General features: G+C 66.1%; 15 protein-coding genes and 1 tRNA gene. 6 read left to right on the plus strand and 10 right to left on the minus strand.

The window, feature by feature from the left end; genetic code table 11:
• Positions 1–84 precede the first annotated feature (84 nt).
• Complete coding sequence (locus GTH22_RS15110; RefSeq protein ID WP_252946346.1) at positions 85–717, minus strand: ribonuclease HII; 633 nt, start codon at positions 715–717, stop codon at positions 85–87.
• Between the two features lie 162 nt (positions 718–879).
• The gene (locus GTH22_RS15115) at positions 880–1,332 is read right to left on the minus strand and encodes a hypothetical protein (RefSeq protein ID WP_252946347.1); all 453 of its coding nucleotides are present in this window, start codon (positions 1,330–1,332) and stop codon (positions 880–882) included.
• Positions 1,333–1,523: 191 nt separating this feature from the next.
• On the opposite strand from GTH22_RS15115, the gene GTH22_RS15120 reads away from it, so the two are divergent.
• Both GTH22_RS15120 and GTH22_RS15125 read left to right on the plus strand, forming a co-directional pair.
• Positions 1,524–1,817: a hypothetical protein gene (locus GTH22_RS15120; RefSeq protein ID WP_252946348.1), complete on the plus strand. Its 294-nt coding sequence runs from the start codon at positions 1,524–1,526 to the stop codon at positions 1,815–1,817.
• Positions 1,789–2,493, plus strand: a complete 705-nt coding sequence (locus GTH22_RS15125) for a hypothetical protein (RefSeq protein ID WP_252946349.1) — start codon at positions 1,789–1,791, stop codon at positions 2,491–2,493. The genes GTH22_RS15120 and GTH22_RS15125 overlap by 29 nt, the downstream gene beginning before the upstream one ends.
• Positions 2,494–2,670: 177 nt before the next feature.
• Here the strand turns inward: GTH22_RS15125 and GTH22_RS15130 are convergent, their stop codons facing one another.
• Together GTH22_RS15130 and GTH22_RS15135 are read right to left on the minus strand one after the other, a co-directional pair.
• A complete protein-coding gene (locus GTH22_RS15130) occupies positions 2,671–3,801 on the minus strand; it encodes an alkane 1-monooxygenase (protein ID WP_252946350.1) in 1,131 nt (376 codons plus the stop codon).
• Positions 3,802–3,861: 60 nt separating this feature from the next.
• On the minus strand, positions 3,862–4,890 hold the full coding sequence (locus GTH22_RS15135; RefSeq protein ID WP_252947652.1) for an A/G-specific adenine glycosylase: 1,029 nt from the start codon (positions 4,888–4,890) through the stop codon (positions 3,862–3,864).
• A gap of 102 nt (positions 4,891–4,992) precedes the next feature.
• On the opposite strand from GTH22_RS15135, the gene GTH22_RS15140 reads away from it, so the two are divergent.
• Positions 4,993–5,514 (plus strand): DUF721 domain-containing protein, encoded by a 522-nt coding sequence (locus tag GTH22_RS15140; protein ID WP_252946351.1) that lies wholly within the window; start codon positions 4,993–4,995, stop codon positions 5,512–5,514.
• A 33-nt stretch (positions 5,515–5,547) separates the two neighbouring features.
• Entirely contained in the window at positions 5,548–6,219 is a 672-nt protein-coding gene (locus tag GTH22_RS15145; protein WP_252946352.1) for a DsbA family protein, read from the plus strand.
• Positions 6,220–6,342: 123 nt separating this feature from the next.
• Here the strand turns inward: GTH22_RS15145 and GTH22_RS15150 are convergent.
• Positions 6,343–6,419, minus strand: a tRNA-Arg gene (locus GTH22_RS15150).
• 129 nt (positions 6,420–6,548) lie between these two features.
• On the opposite strand from GTH22_RS15150, the gene GTH22_RS15155 reads away from it, so the two are divergent.
• Together GTH22_RS15155 and GTH22_RS15160 are read left to right on the plus strand one after the other, a co-directional pair.
• Positions 6,549–7,718 carry a pyridoxal phosphate-dependent aminotransferase gene (locus GTH22_RS15155; protein ID WP_252946353.1) on the plus strand — a complete coding sequence of 390 codons (1,170 nt, stop codon included), beginning with the start codon at positions 6,549–6,551 and terminating at the stop codon, positions 7,716–7,718.
• Complete coding sequence (locus GTH22_RS15160) at positions 7,719–9,086, plus strand: FAD-binding oxidoreductase (RefSeq protein ID WP_252946354.1); 1,368 nt, start codon at positions 7,719–7,721, stop codon at positions 9,084–9,086.
• 31 nt (positions 9,087–9,117) lie between these two features.
• On the opposite strand, the gene GTH22_RS15165 is transcribed toward GTH22_RS15160, so the two are convergent.
• From GTH22_RS15165 to GTH22_RS15185, 5 genes are read right to left on the minus strand one after another with little or no spacing between them, the layout of a single operon-like run.
• Positions 9,118–9,990, minus strand: coding sequence for an amidohydrolase family protein (locus GTH22_RS15165; protein ID WP_252946355.1), 873 nt, complete (start codon positions 9,988–9,990; stop codon positions 9,118–9,120).
• A 1-nt stretch (position 9,991) separates the two neighbouring features.
• A complete protein-coding gene (locus tag GTH22_RS15170) occupies positions 9,992–11,815 on the minus strand; it encodes a feruloyl-CoA synthase (RefSeq protein WP_252946356.1) in 1,824 nt (607 codons plus the stop codon).
• Complete coding sequence (locus tag GTH22_RS15175; protein ID WP_252946357.1) at positions 11,812–12,294, minus strand: MarR family winged helix-turn-helix transcriptional regulator; 483 nt, start codon at positions 12,292–12,294, stop codon at positions 11,812–11,814. Before GTH22_RS15175 ends, GTH22_RS15170 begins: the two co-directional genes overlap by 4 nt.
• Positions 12,294–13,058, minus strand: a complete 765-nt coding sequence (locus GTH22_RS15180) for a crotonase/enoyl-CoA hydratase family protein (RefSeq protein ID WP_252946358.1) — start codon at positions 13,056–13,058, stop codon at positions 12,294–12,296. Before GTH22_RS15180 ends, GTH22_RS15175 begins: the two co-directional genes overlap by 1 nt.
• Before the next feature lie 9 nt (positions 13,059–13,067).
• Positions 13,068–13,835: an SDR family NAD(P)-dependent oxidoreductase gene (locus tag GTH22_RS15185; RefSeq protein ID WP_252946359.1), complete on the minus strand. Its 768-nt coding sequence runs from the start codon at positions 13,833–13,835 to the stop codon at positions 13,068–13,070.
• Positions 13,836–13,871: the final 36 nt, after the last annotated feature.

The following is a 13,871-nucleotide window of genomic DNA, read 5'->3' on the forward strand; positions in this document are numbered from 1 at the left end:
CTCTGTCCCCGCGCTCTTTTGGCGCTCGGTGTTGTTGACAGAAGCATGAGTCAGACCCGATTCGTGGTCAATTTCTTTTTTGAATCAGGGGTTTGCAGATTTTGGTTGCAACAAGATATTGCGTATCGGTGCAAAGGAACGCCGATGATGTTGTGTGACCCCCAACTCTTGGAGTGCCCTCAAGTGCACACTCGTTCCGTAGCCCGCGTTGCTCTCCCAGCCGTAGCCGGGGTGCTGTTGCGCCAAATCCACCATGAGCGCGTCGCGCGCGGTTTTCGCCACGATCGACGCCGCCGCGATCGAGAGTGATTTGCCGTCCCCCTTCACCACCGCCTCCGCCGATCCGCAGCCCTCGGGCAGCCGGTTGCCGTCGATCAGAAGATGGCCGGGCGCCTCGGGCAAGGCGGCCACGGCCCGCATCATCGCCGTGAGCGAGGCCTGAAGAATGTTGATCCGGTCGATCTCTTCCACGCTCACATGCACAATGCTCACCGCCGCGCTCGCAAGGATCGCCTCGTTCAACGCCAGCCGCCGCTTCTCGGTGAGCTTCTTGGAGTCGTTCAGCCCCGGCGGAATATTCGCAGGGTCCAGCACCACCGCCGCCGCCGTCACCGGCCCGGCCAGGGGGCCGCGCCCCACCTCGTCCACCCCCGCCACGCGGGCGAGGCCTCGGGCCATGGCGGCCTCTTCCAGCAGGAAATCAGGAAAGGTCTTCATGCCCCCAATTCGCCCGTGCAGGCGACGGGCGCAATGAAAAAAAGGGGGCAGAGAGCCTCACCCTCTGCCCCAAGTCCAGCACGGCCCCATGGGGATGACAGCCGTGCACTGCTGACAGGTGCGCCCCAGGAGACCGGGACGCGCCTTGCCTGATCTCAAAACTCAGGTGCGGTAGCCGTTGCGGCGCAGGCAGCGCTGCTCGAATGCCTGCACCCGCTTGCGGCCCAGGTCGAGCGTGTAGCGGCACGCCTGCGGCAGCTGCGCCCGGAAGCCGTTGCGGTTCAGGCAGGGCTGGCCGTAGAACACCTGGTTTCCGCGACGGGTCGGCACGACGGTTTCGCACTGCTGCGGCATCCGGACCCTGCGGCCCTTGTTGCCATGACGGTCGCCGCCGCGGCCGTAGCCGGGGGTCACGTCGATCACCCGGTTGTCGGAGCGCGATGCGCTGGAGCGGTCCTTGCTGCGCTCGTTGGCGGCAATCAGCGCGCCCACGGCCCCAAGGCCCAGAAGCAGGCGCAGGGTCTCGCCCCGGTCCATCTCGGCCTGCGCCGGAGCGGAAAAGGAGGTGAGGGCAATGGCAGCGGCAGCGGCGGTTGCGGTGAGTGTCTTGAACATGGCTTTATCCTCTTTGCGTGTCTCTGAAGCCCGGTGGGGGCGTCTGATCGGAGACGCGCCGGGGCGGTGATGAGGTGAGGATGGGGGTGATCCGGCCGGTCAAACAATATCGCCGCCGGGCTATCGCATATCAGGCCTCAAACGGGGGTTTGCTATTGAATAGCGAGGCCGCCAACCGCATGAGTATACGCATGAAAACGCTTCTCACCCTCCCTGCCGCCGCGCTCGCTCTTGCGCTGGCGGCCGCCCCTGCGGGGGCCGCCTGCTACGCCGAGTACAAGGCAAAGCAGGATAATCCGCTCAAGCTGCATTACGGTGTGATGGAGCTTGGCAACACATGCCCGCCCGGCAGCAAGGCGCAGTCCACCGTGGCTGCCCGTTTGCAGCAGGGCGGTTGGGTGCTACTCAATGTCATCTCGCTCTTCGAGGGCACCCCAAGCAAGGCGCAGCAGCAGAATGCCGGATCAAACTTCCTTCGCTACTGACCTGCGCAGTACCGGGAGCCGCGTTGTCACCTTCGGAATCGCCGCCATCGTGGTGATCCTCGGGCTGGCGGCGCTGTTCCTGTTTCTGACCCTGCCCGACGGCAACGCCTTCAATGCGCGGGTCGAACAGATCTTCACCGAGAACGACGCGCTGGTCACATCCGATGCGGTCAAGCTGCTGGAGATCCTGGCCCAGTCCGGCACCGCCTTCGGCGAGGTGCTGGCAAGCTACCGAATCGTCATCTTCGTGCTGCTGATCTTCTCCACCGCGCTCCTGATCGCCTCGCTGGTGTTTCTCGTCACCATCATCGCGCTGAACAAGCGGATGGGCGAGATCGAGCGCAGCGGCATTCAGGTGTCGAGCCTGGTGATCTCGCGCGAAGAGCGGGTCGTGTTGCTGAACAACATGGAATTCAAGCTCACCGAAGCCGCGATCGAAACCCTCGCCGTGCTGGCCGAAGCCCGGATGGACGAAGACGTTCTGAGCGGCGCCGCCATCGAGGGCGTCATCCAGGGCAAGCCCGAAGCCGATTGCGACGAGGCAGCCGGCGCGACCCGCATCAAGCGCCTGCGCGATTCGCTCGGCAACCAGATGGTCTCGGAACTACTGGTGAAAAACATCGCGCGGCGCGGCTACATGCTCGCCATCGACAAGGACGTGATCCGGATGGTGTGAGCGGGCGCCGGGCAGCGCCGTCCCGCGGGGTGGCGCCAGCAACGGTGGTTCGGGGCACTTTATGGCGCAGTCGTCATCTTCCCTCAGGGGTAGGCCCAAACCTCACCGAAGCGCCGCCCCGGGGGGCGGGACGGCGCTGCCCGGCGCCTGCGGCGCGCATCGGGCGGGCGCGCCTCATCACCCCGGCAGCGGCAACTCGCCCCGCTTGTAGGGCCCCCAATCGGTGATCTCCGGATAATACATCGCCCGCCACTTCCGCACCCTCGGGTTCATCGCCCTGAACCACAGCGGGCTCACCAGAGCCATAAACCCCATCGCCGGATAGCCATAGGGCAGCTGCGGCGCCTCGCCCTCGTCATAGGTCTGCAAAAGCGGAAACCGGCGCGACGGCTTGTAGTGATGGTCCGAATGGCGCTGAAGGTTGATCAGCAGCCAGTTCGTCGCCTTATGCGCCGCGTTCCATGAGTGATGCGGGCGCACCGGCTCGTAGCGGCCATTGCCGATGTGCTTCCGGGTCAGCCCGTAATGCTCGATGTAATTTGTCAGCTCCAGCAGCCAGATCGCCGTTCCCGCCTGATAGAGAAACAGCAGGAATCCGGCCCAACCGCCCAGCACGCAGGCCGCCACCACGAAGGCCAGTTGCAGGCCCCAGTAGCGCCAATGCGGATTGCTCCGGTGCCACCACGGCAAGCCCTTCCGCGCCAGCATCGCCTTCTCGGCCCGAAACGCACTCACCGGCTCCTCGCGCACCACGCGGGCCAGAAACCGCCAATAGTTCTCGCCATAGCGCGCCGTCACCGCATCGCGCCGGGTGCCCACATGCAAGTGATGCACCAGCAGATGCTCCGAGCGGAAATGGCTGTAGAGCACCGAGGCCAGCAGCACATCGCCCAGCCAGCGTTCCAGCCGGTTGCGCTGGTGCACCAGCTCATGGGCATAGACGATCCCGATCGCGCCGTTGGTCACGCCGAGGCCAAAGAACACCAGGATCTTTTCCAGCACGTTCAGGTGCTCCGCTCCCGGCACCCAGGCCAGCATCGTCAGCAGCAGCGCCACCTGCACCGGGCACCAGACCAGCGTGACCAGCCGATACCAGAACAGCTGCGCCTCCTCCGTCTCGGTCTCGGGGTTCTCGAGGTTCAGCCCGGTGAAGCCGTCGAGCAGGGTGAAGCCCAGCAGCGTGAACACCGGCACCGAAACCACCCAGAGCCCGCCCCATGCGGCGGAGGCCAGCACCAGCGGCACCGTCAGCAGCGACACCCAGAAAGGCGCCGCAGCCCGGAAGCTGGTGAAAGATGCAGAGGCCATTGGCCCTCTCCCGATGCTCATGCGTGCCCCGCCCGGATCATACGAGCGCGGAGCGGCGTTTCAATCGCCTGCGACATTCAGTGCGGGCGACGTGGCCGCAAGGTCATAGGCCTTGCGCATCACCGTGGGCAGGGCGGCCGGGGCGAGCCGCTCCCAATGCAGCCCCTCCGGCGCCTCCGCCTCGGCCCGTCCGGCATGAACCCGCAGGATCAGGTGAAAATGGGTGAAGGTGTGGCGCACCTCCCCGATCTCCTCCAACGCCGCCTCTACCGGCGGCGCAGGCTCTGCCGCCGTCTCGCGCCACTCCGCTCCAGGCCAGCCCAGCATTCCGCCCAGCAGGCCCCGCGCGGGCCGCCGTTCCAGCAGGTAGGCCCCGTCGGCCCGGCGGATCACATAGGCATGGCCCAGCCGCACCGGCTTGGGCTTCTTCGGGGTCTTCCTCGGCAGCTCGGCGGCAATGCCCTCGGCCCGCGCCACGCAGGGCGCGCGCCACGGGCAGATGCCGCAGGCCGGGCTCTTGGGGGTGCAGATGGTGGCGCCAAGGTCCATCACCGCCTGCGCATAATCGCCGGGGCGCCGCTGCGGCGTCAGCGCGGCGGCATGGGCGGTGAGCACAGGCTTGGCCGCAGGCAGCGGCTGCTGCACCGCATGAAGCCGCGCCATCACCCGCTCCACGTTGCCATCCACCACCACCTCGGGCCGCTGGAAGGCAATCGCGGCAATCGCGGCAGAGGTATAGGGGCCGATGCCCGGAAGCTCGCGCAGCCCCTCCGCCGTATCGGGATAGCCGCCTCGCCCGGCCACCACGCGGGCGCATTTCAGCAAGTTGCGGGCGCGGGCGTAATAGCCAAGCCCGGCCCAGCGGGCCATCACGTCCTCGTCCTTCGCCGCCGCCAGCGCCTCCACCGTGGGCCAGAGCCGGGTGAAGGTGGCAAAGTAGTCCTTCACCGCCGCCACCGTGGTTTGCTGAAGCATCACCTCCGAGAGCCACACGCGATAAGGATCGGCCCGCTCCCCGCTGCCCGGCGGCACCCGCCATGGCAACACGCGGGCGTGGGCATCATACCACTCCAGCAGCGCCGCGCTCATGCTCTCGTCACGCAATGTTTATGGCTCCCCTGCCCGCATTTGGCTGGCCCCGGCAGGGCCGCGGGCGGTAAGATAAAGCCGCACAACCCGAATTGCGAGGCCATGGCCAAGGCACCTGCAAAAACCTTCAAGCGCCACATGCGCGGCTTTGCCCAAACGGCAAAGTTCGTCACTGCGGATATCCGCAAGGCGAGCGAGAAGCGTGGCTTTGCCGAAATGCGCGTGCTCACCCATTGGGCCGAGATCGTGGGCGATGAAACCGCCGCCGTCACCCGCCCCGTCGATGTGAAGTTCGGCCGCGGCAGCTTTGGCGCAACCCTGCGGGTGCTCACCACCGGGGCCCATGCGCCGATGCTCGAAATGCAGAAAGAGCAGCTCCGCGAGCGGATCAATGCGGTCTATGGCTATGCCGCCATCACCCGCATCCAGTTCACCCAGACCGCGCCCACCGGCTTTGCCGAGGGGCAGGCCGATTTCAACCACGCCCCCAAAACCCGGCCCCAGCCCGCGCCCGCCCAACGCGAAGCGGCCGCCAGCCTGGCCGAGGGCATCACCGATCCCGCACTGAAAGCGGCCTTGAGCCGCCTCGGCGCCCATGTCATCCACAAATCCGAACGCGGCTGAGAGAGCCGAGCAGAGAAGACCGAAAGGCCCCTGATGAACAACAAGTACCTCTATTCCGCCGTCTTCGCCGTGGCCATTGCCGCCGGCACCTATTTCGCCATCGGCCGCAACAGCACGCCGGGCGGCACCGGGTTCGACCTCGCCGCACAGGCCCAGAGCGCCGAAGAGGTCGACACCTCCTCGATCGAGGAAATGTCGCTGGGCGACGAGAACGCCCCCGTCACCGTGATCGAATATGCCTCCTTCACCTGCCCGCATTGCGCAAATTTCCATGCCACTGCGTTCAAGAAGCTGAAGGAAAACTACATCGACACCGGCAAGGTGCATTTCATCTACCGCGAGATCTACTTCGACAAGCCGGGCCTCTGGGCCGGGATGGTCGCCCGCTGCGCCGGCCCGATGCGCTACTTCGGCATTTCCGATGCGATCTACACCGAACAGAGCGAATGGCTCGCCTCGCGTGAGCTGGCCGGCATCCACGGCGACCTGCGCAAGCTCGCCCTGAAGTCTGGCCTCGATGGCGACCAGGTCGACGCCTGCCTCGCCGATGCCGACAAGGCCCAGGCGATGTATGCCCTCTTCCTCAAGAACGCCGAGGCGGACGACATCAGTTCCACCCCGTCCTTCATCATCGACGGCGAGAAGTACACCAACATGGCCTACGAGAAGTTCGCCGAGATTCTCGACGAGAAGCTGGCCGAGTAAGGCCCGCTCCCGGGGGCAACCGCACGGCGGCCCCAACGCGATAAACAAGGCAGGCGCGGCCCACCGGCCCCGCCTGCCTTTTGCTGTCTGGCACAGGGCGCGCGGTTGGAGCGTGGGCAGAACTGGTGATCCCGGCAGGATTCGAACCTGCAACCTGCCCCTTAGGAGGGGGCTGCTCTATCCAGTTGAGCCACGGGACCACGCCGGGCAGGGTTTAGCCCGCGCGGGCGGGTCGATCAATCCTGAAGCCTTGCTTAAAAGCCCCTGAGGGGTCGGGTCTTTTCATTTCTGCCCCGGCGGGCCAAAACCTCAGCCAAGGAGGAACACTCATGGTCACAGTTTCGCAGCGCACCGGCCGCCTTGGCACCGAAAGCGCGTTCGAGGTGCTCGCCCGCGCCGGAAAGCTCGCCGCGCAGGGCAAGAGCATCATCAACCTCGGCATCGGGCAGCCCGATTTCCAGACGCCGGCGCATATCGTCGAGGCCGGAATCAAGGCCCTGCGCGACGGCCACCACGGCTACACACCCGCCAACGGGTTGCCCGCCCTGCGCGAGGCAGTGGCCGCCGATCTGCACCGCCGCCACGGCGCCGAGGTGAACCCCGACAACGTGGTCGTCCAGCCCGGCGGCAAACCGACCATGTTCTTTGCCTGCATGCTCCTTGGCGAGCCGGGCGCCGAGATCATGTATCCCAACCCCGGCTTTCCGATCTACGAAAGCGTCATCAAGTATTCCGGCGCCACCCCGGTCCCGATCGCGCTGCGCGAAGACAAGGGCTTTGCCTTCTCCGCCGAAGAGGTGCTGGGCCAGATCACCGAGCGCACCCGGCTGATCATCATCAACTCCCCCGCCAACCCCACCGGCGGCGTGACCCCCAAGGAAGAGATCGACAAGCTGGTCGCGGGCCTCGCCGATCACCCCGATGTGGTGCTGATGTCGGACGAGATCTATTCCTGCATGCTCTACGGCGGCCGCCAGCACACCTCGCTGCTGAACTACCCCGAAATCCGCGACCGCCTGATCATGCTCGACGGCTGGTCGAAGACCTACGCGATGACCGGCTGGCGCCTCGGCTATGCCGTCTGGCCCGATGCCCTGGTCGACCACGCCACCCGGCTCTGCATCAACGATCATTCCTGCGTCAACGCCCCCACCCAGTTCGCCGGAATCGCGGCGCTGGAAGGCCCGCAGGACGAGGTGGTGAAAATGGTCGAGGCCTTCGACCGCCGCCGCTCCGTTATCGTCGACGGGCTGAACGCCTTGCCCGGCGTGCGCTGCGCCGATGCCGCCGGGGCCTTCTATGCCTTCCCCAACATCGAAGGCACCGGCCTTACCGCCCGCGAGGCACAGGATCGCTTCCTGGAAGACTGCGGCGTCGCCACCGTCGCCGGCACCAGCTTTGGCGCCCATGGCGAAGGCTTCCTGCGCTTCTCCTATGCCAACAGCGAGGACAACATTCGCGAGGCGCTGTCCCGCATCGGCAAGGTTCTGGAGGGCTGAATGGCACACGAAAAGGCTCTAACCCTGGTGGAATCGCTCCTTGGCGCGCGCCTGAAGCGCTCCGATGCCGAGCGCGCGGCCCATGGCGAGAACGAGGCGCATTTCCCGCAGGCCCTCCCGGATGCGGTGGCCTACCCCAAGAGCACCGAGGAAGTCTCGGAGATCATGAAGGTGGCCCATGCCGAGGGCATGCCGGTCACGCCCTATGGCACCGGCACCTCCCTGGAAGGCCATCACCTGCCGGTTGAGGGCGGGTTGACGCTGGATCTGTCCCTGATGAACCGCATCCTCGCGGTGCATGATGCCGATATGGATGTCACCGTGCAGCCCGGCGTCACCCGCAGCCAGCTCAATGACGAGCTGCGCGCCACCGGCCTCTACTTCCCGATTGATCCCGGCGCCGATGCCTCGCTCGGCGGCATGGCGGCCACGCGGGCCTCGGGCACCATGGCCGTGCGCTATGGCACCATGCGCGAGAACATCCTCGCGCTGGAGGCCGTGCTGGCCGATGGCCGGATCATTCGCACCGGCTCCCGCGCCCGCAAGTCGTCGTCGGGCTACGACCTTACCCACTTACTCATCGGCTCCGAGGGCACGCTTGGCATCATCACCGAGCTGACCCTCAAACTCCACGGCCAGCCCGAGAGCATCCTCGCCGCCACCTGCCGCTTTCCCTCTGTCGAGAACGCGGTGAACTGTGTGATCACAACCATTCAGGCCGGGATTCCCATGGCCCGGATCGAGCTGGTCAACGCCACCATGGTCCGCGGCTTCAACCTGCACGGCGGTGGCGACATGCCCGAGGAGCCGCACCTGTTTCTGGAGTTTTCAGGCTCTGACTCTGCGGTATCCGAGCAATCCGAGCTGTTCGGAGAGATCGCCGCAGACTTCGATGCGCAGGATTTCACCCGCGCCACCCGACTGGAAGATCGCAACGCCCTCTGGGCGATGCGCCACAATGCCCACCATGCCTCAAAGGCGCTCTACCCTGGCAAGCGGATGCTGGCGACCGATGTTTGCGTGCCGATTTCGCGCCTGGCCGAGGCAGTCGAGGCCGCCGAAGGCGCGGCCCGCGAGCTGGGCCTCGAGCCGGTCATCGTCGGCCATGTCGGGGATGGCAACTTTCACACCGGCATCGGCTTCGACCCGGCCGACCCCGCCGAACTGGCCATGATAGAGAGCTTTTCCGCCACGCTGGCCGAAACCTCCCTGCGTCTTGGCGGCACCGTCTCGGGCGAGCATGGCATCGGCCTCGGCAAGCGCAAGTATATGGAGGCCGAGCACGGCCCGGCGCTTGCGCCGATGCGGGCGATCAAGGCGGCGATGGACCCCAAGGGTATTCTCAACCCCGGCAAGATGCTCCCGTAGGGCGGGACTTGTCCCGCCTTGCGAACAGGCTCTAACCCAGCCCCAAAAGCCGTGCCGCGTTGCCTTTGATGATATCCGCGCGCAGCTCGTCCTTGATGGCGATGCCCTCGAAATCGGCCAGCCAGCGCTCCGGCGTGATCATCGGCCAGTCGGAGCCGAACAGCACCTTCTTCTTCAGGATCGAGTTGCAGTAGCGCACGAGGATCTCGGGGAAGTAGCGCGGCGACCAGCCCGACAGGTCGATGTAGACATTCGGCTTGTGCTGCGCCACCGCCAGCGCCTCCTCCTGCCAGGGGAAGGAGGGGTGCGCGAGGATGATCTTCAGGTCGGGGAAGTCCACCGCCACATCATCCATGTACATCGGGTTCGAGTACTTCAGCCGCATCCCGTTGCCGCCCGGCATCCCCGAGCCAACCCCGGTCTGCCCGGTGTGGAACAGCGCGATGCAGCCCTCCTCCTCGATCACCTCGTAAAGCGGATAGGCCATGCGGTCGTTGGCAAAGAACCCCTGCATCGTCGGGTGAAACTTGAAGCCCTTCACCTTGTACTCACGGATCAGCCGCCGCGCTTCGCGGGCGGCCATCTTGCCCTTCCACGGGTCGATCGAGGCAAACTGGATCAGCACATCGCTGTTCTCCGCCACCTGCTCGGCCACCTCGTCGTTGGAATAGCGTCGATAGCCCGTCTCCCGCTCGGCATCGACCGGAAAGATCACCGCCGCGATGTTCTGCTCGCGGTAATGCGCCGCCGTCTCTGCGATGGTCGGCGGATGCTCCCAAGGGGCGCGGAAGTATTTCGCCATGGTGGTTTGCAGCTCGTCATAGCCGTCATCCGGGTGGCAGCCGCAGGGCTCCTCGGCATGGGTATGAATGTCGATGGCGCGGACCTTGGTGATATCGACCATGTCAGCCCTCCTTGATTGTGATCACAGCCGGGTCGGCATCATCATAGAGCCGTTCCAGCAGCTCCGCCCGGCGGGTGAGCACCTTGCGGAAGTTAAGGTTGCCCTTCGCGGTCATCTCGCCATCGCCCATCGAGGGCGGTTCGGCCAGAACCAGCGCGCGGGTGATGAGCGCGGCGGAGCCGGTGGCCTCCCCGGCGCGTTCGACGAGGCGCCGCTTGATTTCTTCCCGAAGCTTCGGCCCGATCAGCGCATTTTCCGCCGTATCCGTCTCGAAACCGGCCTTTTTCAAGGCCCCGAGGTTCGGGAAGATCAGCAGCCCGATCTCCTTGCGATCCGCCCCTGTGATCACAAGATCACTGGCGATCCCGTCCAGCAGCTTCAGCGCCTCCATCCGCAGCCCCGCGGCTCGCACCCAGGTGCCGGTTTGCAGCTTGAAGTCCTCCGAGATCCGCCCGTCAAACTTCATGCCCTTCGACATGTCGTCGGGGTCCACGAACACCATCGCATCGCCGGTGATGAAGAAGCCCTCCTCGTCAAAGGCCTCCGCCGTCTTTGCCGCGTCCTCGAAGTAACCTGGCATGATGTTCGGCCCCTTCACCCGCACTTCGCAGCGCATGTCGGCGTCGGGGATGAGCTTGGTCGTCACGCCGGTGAGCGGCACGCCGACAATGCCCGAGCGGTCGGTAGGCTCGTGCTGGAGCATGGTTGCCGGGGCGGTTTCGGTCAGCCCCCAGGAGGATGTCATCAGCGGCAGCGCGCCGCGCACCTCGCGGGCCATGTCCTCCATCGCCGTCCAAACGTCCTGCGGCAGCGAGGCGCCCGCGTAGAAGATCATGTCGAGTTCCGAAAACACCGCGCGTCGCAGCGCCTCGTCGCTTTTCATCGCCTCCGTCACCATGCCGAAGCCGAGCGGCACGTTGAACCAGATCGTGCCCGCCTTCATCGACATGTTCTCCAGCGTCCGCCCGATCAGCGCCGGCGTCGGCTTGCCGTCGTCGATATAGAGAGAACCGCCATTGGCCAGCATCATGTTGAAGTTGTGCGAACCGCCGAACACGTGGTTCCACGGCAGCCAGTCCACGATCCGGGGCGGCTGTGCGCCAAGAAAAGGCAGGGCGTCTAGCAGCTGTGCCTGGTTGGCGCACATCATCCCATGGGTTGTGATCACAGCTTTCGGGTTCGATGTGGAGCCAGAGGTGAGCAGGTATTTCGCCACCGTGTCAGGCCCTATTCCGGCATGCACAGTGTCGATTTCAACGCCCGCGTCGCCCTTCAGCAGCTCCTCGAAGCGCAGCATCCCCGGGCCCGCGTTGGCCGACACCAGCCGGTCCAGCGCCGCGATCTCGGGCAGCGCCAGCGCATCGGCATAGCGAGTGGCGTCATCGGCATAGACCATGCCGGGCTTCACCAGCTCCACTGCGTGCTTCAGCCGCCCGTGGGCGCCCGGGATCAGGGCGTATTGCTCGGCCACCGGCACCAGCGGAATGCCGACATATTGCGCCGCGAGGGCCAGCAGCCCGTGGTCCACCCCGTTGCCCGACATCACCAGAATCGGCGTGCCCGGCCCCATGCCGCGCCCCACCAGCGCGGCCCCGATGGCCCGAACCTGTTGCAGCACCTCGGCATAACTCAGTTCGCGCCAGCCCGGCCCCGACCGCTCGGCGATGAACACCCGGTCGGGCGCGGTTTCGGCCCAGCCGTGCAGCCAGTCGCCGGTGGTCTTGGCAATGGGGCTGATCTCGTATCCCGAGTGCAGCAGAATGCTTCCGTCCGCCCGGTCCTCCCGGCGCACCTTGTGGGCGCGGTAGCGCGTGTCGTCGGTCATCCGGTGGTCCTCCCGTCCCGTCCGTTTCTCTCGATCCGGCGCAGCGCCGAGATCAGCAGGTTCAGCTCCGCCTCGCTCAACCCCTCCGTCATCCGCCGGTCGTGCTCTTGCACCGCCAGCCGCGCCTCCTCGACCACGGCAAGGCCCTGCGCTGTGACGTGCAGCGCATAGGCGCGGCGGTCGTCGGGTGCGCGGTCGCGTGTCAGCATCCCGGCCTGTTCCAGCTCATCGAGGATCACCACCAGGTTGGGCCGCTCGATGGCAAGGATCTCGGCCAGCTGCGATTGCCGCAGCCCGGGGTTTTCGGCCACCACCACCAGCGCCGAGAAGGTCACCATGCGCAGGCCGTAAGCGGCCAGCGTGGCGTTCACGTCGATCTGGATCATGTGAAACGCCCGCTTCATGTTGTAGCCGACATGGCCGCGCAGCCCCTCGTCCGAAGGGTCGGGCTGCACGAGCTGGTGGCGCGGCGCGGGCATCAGCTGAACTTCGGCGCGCGCTTTTCGAGGAAGGCGGCAAGCCCCTCCAGCGCGTCGGGCGATGTCTGTGTCAGGGCGGCACAGAGACTTTCGGTAAAGAGCCCGTCGGCCTTGGCCATGTCTTCGATCCGGGCAATTGCCTGCACCATGATGTAGTTAGAGAGCGGCGCGTTGGAGGCGATCTTGGCGGCCAGATCCATCGCCAGCGCCAGCGCCTCCCCCTCGCCCACCGCGTAATGCGCGAGGCCGAGCGCCTTGCCCTCTTCATGGCCATACTTCCGGCCGGTCAGCATCATCTCGATCATCCGGTCGGCGCCAAGGATGCGGCCCACCCGCACAGTCGCGCCGCCGCCCACGAAAATCCCGCGCCGCCCCTCGGGCAACTGGAAGATCGTCGAAGGCTCGGCAATCCGCACATGGGTCGAGGTCGCCAGCTCCAGCCCGCCGCCAATGACCGCGCCGAACATCGCCGACACCACCGGCAGCCCGCCAAACTGGATGCGCTCCATCACCTCGTGCCAGCCGCGCGAATGGCGCATGGTGCCCTCGGCATCGCGCGCCTTGTGCTCGCTGAGGTCGAGACCCGAGCAAAAGTGGCCCTCCGTCCCGGTCAGCACCACCACGCGCACGCCCTCGGGCGGGGCGCGGAAGAAGCCGTCAATCGCCTCCAGCAGCTCGTCGCACATGGCGTTGCGCTTGCCGGGGCGGTTCATGGTGAGCACGGCAATCCCGTCCTTCACCTCGATCTTCAGCATGTCACTCATCGGGTTTCCTTATCGGGGCGGCAAACGGGTTGCGCCATCCAACCGGATCACTTCGCCGTTCAGGTAGGGGTTTTCAACCATGTGCTGCACCAGCAGCGCGTATTCGCGCGGATGGCCCAGCCGGTGCGGATAGGGCACGTTGGCGACGATGGCGGCAGTCGTCTCCTCCGGCAGGCTCTCCATCATCGGGGTGTTGAAGAGGCCCGGCGCAATGGCGTTCACCCGGATGCCGGTCTTGGCAAACTCGCGGGCCGCGGGCAGGCACATCGAGGCCACCGCGCCCTTGGAGGCCGCATAGGCCGCCTGGCCCAACTGGCCGTCCTGATAGGCGGCGCTGGCGGTGTTGACGATCACGCCGCGCTCGCCGTCTTCGTTGTCGGCCGGAAGGGCCTGCATCAGCCGGGCGGCGTGGGACATCACGTAGTAGGTGCCAAAGAGATTGACCCGCAGCACCTTCTCGAAGAGATCAGTCGAGAGCTTGCCTTCGCGGCCCACGATCCGCGCCGCCAGCCCGAGCCCGGCGCAGTTGACCGCGATGCGCGGCGCTTCGCCCAGATCGGCCGCCGCCTTCTCGACTGCGGCCTGCACCGCTGCCTCATCGCTCACATCCGCCGGACAGGCCGCGCCGCCCACCTCTGCCGCCACGGCCTCTGCCGCCCCGGCGTTGAAGTCGAGCACAGCCACCTTGGCGCCCAGCCCGGCCAGATGCCGCACCGTTGCCGCGCCCAGCCCGCTGCCGCCGCCGGTGACAAGAGCCACTTTTCCGCTGATATCCATGAGTCCTCCCAGACGAATTTGAGACTGTTATATCTC

The organism is Oceanicola sp. 502str15, from assembly GCF_024105635.1.
Taxonomy (GTDB): domain Bacteria; phylum Pseudomonadota; class Alphaproteobacteria; order Rhodobacterales; family Rhodobacteraceae; genus Vannielia.

Bases quoted from the DNA above. Each gene is read 5' to 3' on its own strand.
- GTH22_RS15110 (WP_252946346.1), bottom strand. From the start codon at position 717: ATGAAGACCTTTCCTGATTTCCTGCTGGAAGAGGCCGCCATGGCCCGA.
- GTH22_RS15115 (WP_252946347.1), bottom strand. From the start codon at position 1,332: ATGTTCAAGACACTCACCGCAACCGCCGCTGCCGCTGCCATTGCCCTC.
- GTH22_RS15120 (WP_252946348.1), top strand. From the start codon at position 1,524: ATGAAAACGCTTCTCACCCTCCCTGCCGCCGCGCTCGCTCTTGCGCTG.
- GTH22_RS15125 (WP_252946349.1), top strand. From the start codon at position 1,789: ATGCCGGATCAAACTTCCTTCGCTACTGACCTGCGCAGTACCGGGAGC.
- GTH22_RS15130 (WP_252946350.1), bottom strand. From the start codon at position 3,801: ATGGCCTCTGCATCTTTCACCAGCTTCCGGGCTGCGGCGCCTTTCTGG.
- GTH22_RS15135 (WP_252947652.1), bottom strand. From the start codon at position 4,890: ATGAGCGCGGCGCTGCTGGAGTGGTATGATGCCCACGCCCGCGTGTTG.
- GTH22_RS15140 (WP_252946351.1), top strand. From the start codon at position 4,993: ATGGCCAAGGCACCTGCAAAAACCTTCAAGCGCCACATGCGCGGCTTT.
- GTH22_RS15145 (WP_252946352.1), top strand. From the start codon at position 5,548: ATGAACAACAAGTACCTCTATTCCGCCGTCTTCGCCGTGGCCATTGCC.
- GTH22_RS15155 (WP_252946353.1), top strand. From the start codon at position 6,549: ATGGTCACAGTTTCGCAGCGCACCGGCCGCCTTGGCACCGAAAGCGCG.
- GTH22_RS15160 (WP_252946354.1), top strand. From the start codon at position 7,719: ATGGCACACGAAAAGGCTCTAACCCTGGTGGAATCGCTCCTTGGCGCG.
- GTH22_RS15165 (WP_252946355.1), bottom strand. From the start codon at position 9,990: ATGGTCGATATCACCAAGGTCCGCGCCATCGACATTCATACCCATGCC.
- GTH22_RS15170 (WP_252946356.1), bottom strand. From the start codon at position 11,815: ATGACCGACGACACGCGCTACCGCGCCCACAAGGTGCGCCGGGAGGAC.
- GTH22_RS15175 (WP_252946357.1), bottom strand. From the start codon at position 12,294: ATGCCCGCGCCGCGCCACCAGCTCGTGCAGCCCGACCCTTCGGACGAG.
- GTH22_RS15180 (WP_252946358.1), bottom strand. From the start codon at position 13,058: ATGAGTGACATGCTGAAGATCGAGGTGAAGGACGGGATTGCCGTGCTC.
- GTH22_RS15185 (WP_252946359.1), bottom strand. From the start codon at position 13,835: ATGGATATCAGCGGAAAAGTGGCTCTTGTCACCGGCGGCGGCAGCGGG.